6 protein-coding genes are annotated in these 6950 nt (G+C 71.1%); 1 reads left to right on the top strand and 5 read right to left on the bottom strand.

Going from position 1 to position 6950, the window contains the following annotated elements; genetic code table 11:
* Positions 1-184: 184 nt before the first annotated feature.
* Genes AB0K36_RS15340 through AB0K36_RS15320 form a run of 5 tightly spaced genes read right to left on the bottom strand, consistent with a single transcriptional unit; the run spans position 185 to position 5620 of the window.
* Entirely contained in the window at positions 185-1495 is a 1311-nt protein-coding gene (locus AB0K36_RS15340; RefSeq protein ID WP_364593581.1) for a DUF58 domain-containing protein, read from the bottom strand.
* 7 nt (positions 1496-1502) lie between these two features.
* Positions 1503-2486, bottom strand: coding sequence for an AAA family ATPase (locus tag AB0K36_RS15335; RefSeq protein ID WP_364593579.1), 984 nt, complete (start codon positions 2484-2486; stop codon positions 1503-1505).
* Positions 2483-3709 carry a DUF4350 domain-containing protein gene (locus AB0K36_RS15330; RefSeq protein ID WP_364593576.1) on the bottom strand — a complete coding sequence of 409 codons (1227 nt, stop codon included), beginning with the start codon at positions 3707-3709 and terminating at the stop codon, positions 2483-2485. The genes AB0K36_RS15335 and AB0K36_RS15330 overlap by 4 nt, the downstream gene beginning before the upstream one ends.
* Positions 3706-4392, bottom strand: coding sequence for a DUF4129 domain-containing protein (locus tag AB0K36_RS15325; protein ID WP_364593573.1), 687 nt, complete (start codon positions 4390-4392; stop codon positions 3706-3708). The genes AB0K36_RS15330 and AB0K36_RS15325 overlap by 4 nt, the downstream gene beginning before the upstream one ends.
* 4 nt (positions 4393-4396) lie before the next feature.
* A complete protein-coding gene (locus tag AB0K36_RS15320) occupies positions 4397-5620 on the bottom strand; it encodes a DUF7847 domain-containing protein (RefSeq protein ID WP_364593570.1) in 1224 nt (407 codons plus the stop codon).
* A gap of 182 nt (positions 5621-5802) precedes the next feature.
* On the opposite strand from AB0K36_RS15320, the gene mtnA reads away from it, so the two are divergent.
* Positions 5803-6948, top strand: coding sequence for an S-methyl-5-thioribose-1-phosphate isomerase (gene mtnA, locus AB0K36_RS15315; protein ID WP_364593567.1), 1146 nt, complete (start codon positions 5803-5805; stop codon positions 6946-6948).
* Positions 6949-6950 lie beyond the last annotated feature (2 nt).

Below are 6950 nucleotides of genomic sequence, written 5' to 3'. Positions count from 1 at the left end.
TGCAGGGGGGACCCTGTGGGAGAGTAGGACGCCGCCGAACAATCATTGTGGGAAAGCCCCGCACCTCTGGTGCGGGGCTTTCCTGCGTTCAGGGGTCGATCAGGGTCGGCCGCACGCGCTATGACTCGACGTTTCCGGGCGAGTCATAGCGCATCCGATACCGACCAAGGGCCGCTAGCCGGGTTCAGAGGCGGCCGGCTGCTTTGAGAGCGAGATAGGCATCGGCGAGGGCGGGGGCGATCTTCTCCGGTGTCGCGTCCACAACGGTGACGCCGTGGCGCTGCAGCTGTTCCGCCGCCCGGTTCCGCTGGGACTGGGCCTGGGTGGCTGCCGCGGCATCGTAGACGCCCTCGACCGAGCCGCGCGTCGCCTTCATACGTTCGATGTGAGGATCCGCCACAGAGGCCACCAGAACGGTGTGGCGCTGTGTGAGCTGCGGGAGGACGGGGAGCAGGCCCTCTTCGACGGGGGCTGCGTCGAGGCTCGTCAGAAGCACGATGAGGGACCGGCGGGGAGCGTTCGTGAGCGCCGCGGCGCTGAGGCTGCGGGCGTCTGTCTCGACGAGTTCCGGCTCCAGGAGAGCGAACGCGTTGACCATGGCCGGAAGAACGTCACCCGCGGACCGTCCGACGACCTGGGCGCGGATGCGGCGGTCGTACGCCAGCAGGCCGACCCGGTCACCGGCGCGTGACGCCAGCGCACCCAGCAGGAGCGCGGCATCCATCGCGGCGTCCAGCCGGGGGACATCCCCCACGCGTCCCGCCGAGGTCCGTCCCGTATCGAGAACGATGAGGATGTGCCGGTCACGTTCCGGGCGCCAGGTGCGTACGGCGACGGTGGTCCGACGGGCGGTGGCCCGCCAGTCGATGGAGCGGGTGTCGTCCCCGGGCACGTAGTCGCGAAGACTGTCGAACTCCGTTCCCTGGCCCCTGATCAACACGCTGGTCCGGCCGTCGAGTTCGCGCAGTCGCGCCAGGCGGGACGGCAGGTGCTTGCGGCTCGTGAACGGCGGGAGGACGCGGAGCGTCCAAGGGACCTTGTGACTGCCCTGCCGGGCCGCCAGGCCCAGCGGCCCGTAAGAGCGGACCGTGATGCGCTCCGGCCGGTGGTCGCCCCGTCGTGTGGGCCGCAGGACCGTGGCGAGGCGACGGCGCTCGCCGGCCGGGACGGTCACTTTGTGGCGTGAGGCGGCCTGCTCGGCACCCGGCGGCCAGCTGCTCGGCGGCCAGGCATCGCGAACGTCGGCCCGCAGACGCCGGCCCGAGGGGTTGGTGACCATCAGGTCGACCTTCGCGGCGTCACCGAGTCGAACTGATGTATCACCACTTCGGGTGAACCGGAGCGTTCGCACTGGCGCGGCGAGGGCGTAGTCGCACAGGATTGCGAGTGAGAGGGGCGCGTTGACAGCGAGCATCCCGGTCCAGCTCGGAGCGAGGATGCCTACGGGGAGTGAGCCGAGCGCGGCCAGGAGTGCGGTTCGTCCGGTGAGGGCCATCGGTGCCTCAGCGCGGTACGGGGACGTGGGCGAGGATCGCGGTGATGACGGAGTCGGCGGTGACTCCCTCCATCTCCGCCTCGGGCCGGAGTTGGAGCCGGTGCCGAAGGGTGGGCAGGGCGAGGGCCTTCACATCGTCCGGGATGACGTAGTCGCGCCCGGTGAGCCAGGCCCAGGCGCGGGCGGTGGACAGCAGCGCGGTTGCGCCTCGGGGGGAGGCGCCCAGGGTGAGTGAGGGGGATTCACGGGTGGCACGACAGATGTCGACGACGTAGGCGGCGATCTCGGCGGAGACGGAGGTCTTGGCCACGGCGCGCCGGGCCGCTTCAAGTTCCGCAGGGCCGGCGACGGGACGCACCCCCGCCGCTTGGAGGTCGCGGGGGTTGAAGCCCTCCGCGTGCCGGGTCAGGACATTGATCTCGTCCTCGCGGGACGGAAGGGGGACCGTCAGCTTGAGGAGGAAGCGGTCCAGCTGTGCTTCAGGAAGGGGGTAAGTGCCCTCGTACTCGACGGGGTTCTGCGTAGCGGCGACGAGGAAGGGATCGGGGAGCAGCCTAGGGGTGCCGTCGACCGTCACCTGTCGTTCCTCCATCGCTTCGAGGAGCGACGACTGGGTCTTGGGCGGCGTCCGGTTGATCTCGTCGGCGAGAAGGAGGTTCGTGAAGACCGGTCCGGGCTGGAAAGAGAACTCGGACGTGTGGCTGTCGTAGACGAGCGACCCGGTGACATCGCTGGGCATGAGGTCGGGGGTGAACTGGACGCGCTTCGTGTCGAGCTCGAGCGATGCGGCCAGGGCACGTACCAGGAGGGTCTTGGCGACGCCCGGCACTCCTTCGAGAAGGACGTGACCGCGGCAGAGCAGAGCCACGACGAGACCGGTGACAGCGGGGTCCTGGCCGACCACGGCCTTGGCGATCTCGGTGCGCAGGGCCTCCAGGGAGGCGCGGGCGCGGTCCGAGCTCTCGGCTGTCTCGGGGGTCGGGGCGCTCATGAGGTGCGTACCTCTCTTTCGAGGGCGTCGAGTTGGTCTGCGAGTCGTACGAGTGCGGTGTCGTCGGCCGGTGGAGCGCCGAAGAGCAGTTCACGGAGGTCGTGCTCACCATGGGGAAGGTGCGCAGAGACCGCGGGAAGCAGGGCTTCGGGCGAGTGGGTGTCGGCGGCGGAGACACCGAGAAGCGGGGCAAGGCGGGTTCTTGTGGCGGAACGGAGCGAGGCGGCGGCGCGGTCGCGCGCGTTCACCTTGCGGTAGAGGCGGGCGCGGCCCTCGGTGGTCTCCGACGCGCGGATGGCGACCGGCAGTTGTTCGGTCACCAGGGGGCCGAGCCGGCGGGCACGCCAGACGGCCGCCAGGACGGCCGCCACGAGGAGTTGCAGCGTGCCCCACAGCCAGCCGCCGGGGATCAGGTCGAAGAACGTGTCCTCGCCGTCCGTTTCGCCGCTGCCCTGGTCGTCGCCGTCTCCGTCGGCGGGGTTCGCCGCGGAGGGGTCGTCGAGAGAAGGGATGTACCAGACCAGTTCGGGACGGGACCCGAGGAGTTGCAGGGCGAGGGAGGCATTGCCGTGCTTGTCGAGACGATCGTTGTAGAGGATGTCGGGAGCGCCGAGGAGGACGGTGTCGCCGTCGTTCGGCGCGTCGAGCCGCACCAGGGAGGGAAGGCCGTCGCTCGGGTAGCAACTGTCGGCGCCGGGAGCCTCCGTCGAGTAGCGCTCACCGCCGAGATCGGCGCTGCCGGCGCGCTGGGCGGCGGGGAGGTCGCACCCGGGGCTGCGCTGGGACACTTCGGTCCGGGTTTCGATGTCGACGTCCGGCGCGAGTGTGCCGACGGAGGCGAAACCGGGGGCGATCAGCAGTGTTCGTCCGCCGGCGGAGGCGGTCGCGGACCGGAAGTCCTCCTGCTGAGTGGCCGTCAGCATGTCGGGCTCGGTGACGAGGACGGTGGTGTCGACGCCGGCAGCGGCGGTGGCGTCCGCGAGGGTGGTGACCACCCTGGTGGAGACGCCCCGGTCCTTGAGGAGTTCGGCGACAGCGCGGCTGCCGTTCTGGTCCGCGGACCGTGGGTCGAGGCGGCCGTGGTGATCACCCGACCGCAGTGCCGCCATGGCGATGCCGCCCACGACGAGGAGCATGACCGCGAGGAGCAGGCCGCGGACGCGGCTCCAGACCTGGCGGGTGGAGGGCGACATGGACGTGGTGCTGCCCTTGGGGCCGTTCATTCGGCGGCTCCCTCGGCAGCTGTGGCCGACAGGGGCTTGGTGCTTTCCAGAGCGAGGTCCAGGTCCCGGAGCCGTTCGTACGCCTGCCGGTCGGCGGTGCGACCGCCGTACGTGACGTCGTCGAAGACACGGGCCGCGGCGCGCAGTTCGTCGGCGTGCTGGGGGAGCGGGCGCCCTGCCTCCGCGGCGGCCTCGTCGGCGGTACGGCCAGGCCTGGCGTCCAGGAGAGTGCGTTCCTCCAGGGAGCGGACGATGGCGCGCATCCGCTCCTGCACGGCCTGGTTCCACCGCTCGGCGGCGGCGTGCTCGTCCGCCGCGGTGCGGTGCGCGGAGGCGCTGCGCGGGCCGTCCTCGAAGAGGGAGTCCGAAGTGCGGACCGTGCGCTGGGGCTTACCGAGCCGCCACCACAGGGCGGCGGCGAGGGCGACGACGACGAGAATGACGGCGATCAGGCCGATCAGGCCGCCGGGCGTGCCGCTCGAGGCGGCGCCGAAGAGACTGTCGACCCACTCCCAGAAGCGGTCGAGGGCGCGCTCGAGAAGGTTCGGGTCGTTCTCGTGGTACATCGGCCGGGACAGCTCCCGCTCCGCCGCCTCGCGGGCGGGCTCGCGTGGAGTGTCCACCGGTACGTCGTCACTCGCGCCGACCAGCAGTGCCGCCGTCGCGCCCCCCGTGCCCAACACCGCATCAGCCCCCGGCGGTGCGGTCACCCGGAGGTGCCGACCCGTAGCCGGAGACGCCGGCGGCACGCGCGAGTTCGAGGTCGAGCGCTTCACGGCGGATGCGCTGGTCCACGTAGAGAAGCACCGTCACGCCGGCGGAGATCGGGTAGGTGATCGACGAGGCGATCACGGATCCGATGCCCGTGATGATCAGGAAGGGCCAGCCGAAGTCGGGGCCGGATCCGGTGAACAGATCACCGATTCCGGCGCCGTCCACCGCGAAGCCGATGATCGTGAACGGGATGGCGATGACCATGCTCACGACGAAGACGAGCAGCAGGGTCAGCAGCGTGATCCCGAAGACGCGCCACCAGGCGCCCTGCACGAGCTTGGCGGAGCGGCGCAGCGACGTGATGACGCCTTGACGTTCCAGCACGAGGGCAGGGGAGGCGAGGGCGAAGCGGACCATCAGCCAGATGATGACGGTGATGGCGGCGAGACCGCCGACCACGGAGAGGAGCACACCCGCGCCGCCGATCAGCATCCCCGGCAGTACGCCGACGGTCATGATCACGGCACTGCCCACCGGCAGCAGCAGGGTGAGTCCCAGGAGGTGGGGGATTCGCGGCCGGGCCTCGCGCCAGGCCTCGGCGAGCGTGATCGGGCGGCCGAGCACCGAGCGGCTGATCACCACGGTGAGCAGTGCGGTGGTCAGCAGGGTGCCGATCAAGGTGATCAGCAGGGCTGGGCCGAGGGCCACCAGGCTCGACTGCAGCGACTCGACGGACTGCTCCAGGGCTTCCTCGGGCGTCGCGTCGGGATCGAGCTCGGGAGGCGCCGGGAGCAGGTATCGCTCCACGAGGATGCTGCAGATCTGGGAGATGACGGAGACCGTGATCGTCACGCTCAGCACCGTGCGCCAGTGTGCGCGCAGCGTCGACACCGCGCCGTCGAGGATTTCACCGACGCCGAGAGGACGGAGCGGGATGACACCCGGTTTGGCTGCGGCGGGGGGCCTGCCCCAGCCGCCGTCGTGGTGCCTGCCGCCGCCCCAGTGCGGCGGGGGCGGGCCGGGGACCTGGCCGGGGCCGGTCGGCGCGGACCACTGTCCGGGAGGGGGCTGCTCCTTGGACCACTTCGAGGCAGGACCGCTTCCGTCCGCGGGCGGCGAGGGCTGCGGTACGCCGGGGCCGTTCTGCCCTTCGGAAGGAGCCGATCCGGGCGATGCCCAACCCGGAGTGTCGTTCACGGTCGTCCACCTCATGGATCGTTCACGGGGCCGGCCCGTCGAGCCGGCGCGTTCACAGTGTCCTTCCGCCTTTCCGGGCGGCCGGTTGGCTGCCATCGTGCCACGCGCGGGCGGTCGGCGGACCGGGGCCCGGGTCACCTTCGTGCCTTCATTGTCGGAGCGGCACCGGGCAGACTGGGCGGATGGCTGATCAGTACGTACAAAACCTGGTGGGTGCCGAGCCGTCGAAGCTTCCTGTGCTGCGGTGGGACGAGCCGCCCGAAGGGCCCGTACTGGTGCTTCTCGATCAGACCCGGCTCCCGGCCGAGGAGGTCGAACTGGTCTGCACCGACGTTGCCGTCCTGGTGCGGGCGATCCGTACGCTCGCCGTTCGCGGGGCGCCGCTCCTCGGCATCGCCGGTGCGTACGGAGTGGCGCTCGCGGCGCTGCGGGGCTTCGACGTGGACGAGGCCGCGGAGCTGCTGGAGACCGCGCGGCCCACCGCGGTGAACCTCGGGTACGGGGTGCGGCTGGCGGCGTCCGCGTACCGGACCGCCGTCGAGCGTGGTGCCGACAGCGAAGAGGCGGCCCGCGCGGCGCTCGCGGCGGCCGAGGAACTGCACCGCCGTGACGCGGAGGCCAGCCGGTCGATGGCCGGGCACGGTCTGGCGCTGCTGGAGGAGCTGCTTCCGGGCGGGGGTCACCGGATCCTGACGCACTGCAACACCGGGGCACTGGTGTCCGGTGGTGAGGGAACGGCGTTCGCCGTCGCGCTGTCGGCGCACCGGGCGGGCCGGCTCCAGCGGCTGTGGGTGGACGAGACACGGCCGCTGCTGCAGGGCTCCCGGCTCACCGCCTACGAGGCGGCACGCAACGGACTGCCCTACACGCTGCTCACGGACAACGCCGCGGGCTCCCTGTTCGCGGCCGGAGAGGTGGACGCCGTACTGATCGGGGCGGACCGGATCGCCGCGGACGGCTCGGTGGCGAACAAGGTCGGGAGCTATCCCCTGGCCGTCCTCGCCAAGTACCACCATGTGCCGTTCATCGTGGTCGCCCCCACGACGACGATCGACCTGGCGACACCGGACGGCTCGGCGATCGAGGTGGAGCAGCGGCCGGCGCAGGAGGTGACGGAGGTAACATCCCCGCAGTCCGCAGTGGCCGGCGCCGGAAGCGGCGGGCAGACAGTGGCCCCCCTGGGAACCCAGGCGTACAACCCCGCATTCGATGTCACGCCGCCGGATCTGGTGACGGCGATCGTCACCGAGGAGGGGGTGTTGTCGCCGGTCACCGTGGGCGGCGTAGCGGAGCTGTGTGCCAGGTCACGCCAGGTAACGATTAGCTAATG

The sequence above is a fragment of the Streptomyces kurssanovii genome (assembly GCF_040677245.1).
In the GTDB taxonomy this organism is placed as follows: Bacteria; Actinomycetota; Actinomycetes; order Streptomycetales; family Streptomycetaceae; genus Streptomyces; species Streptomyces kurssanovii.
The sequence above is the reverse complement of the archived record's forward strand: the minus strand, read 5'-3'. Positions and strand labels throughout refer to the sequence as shown.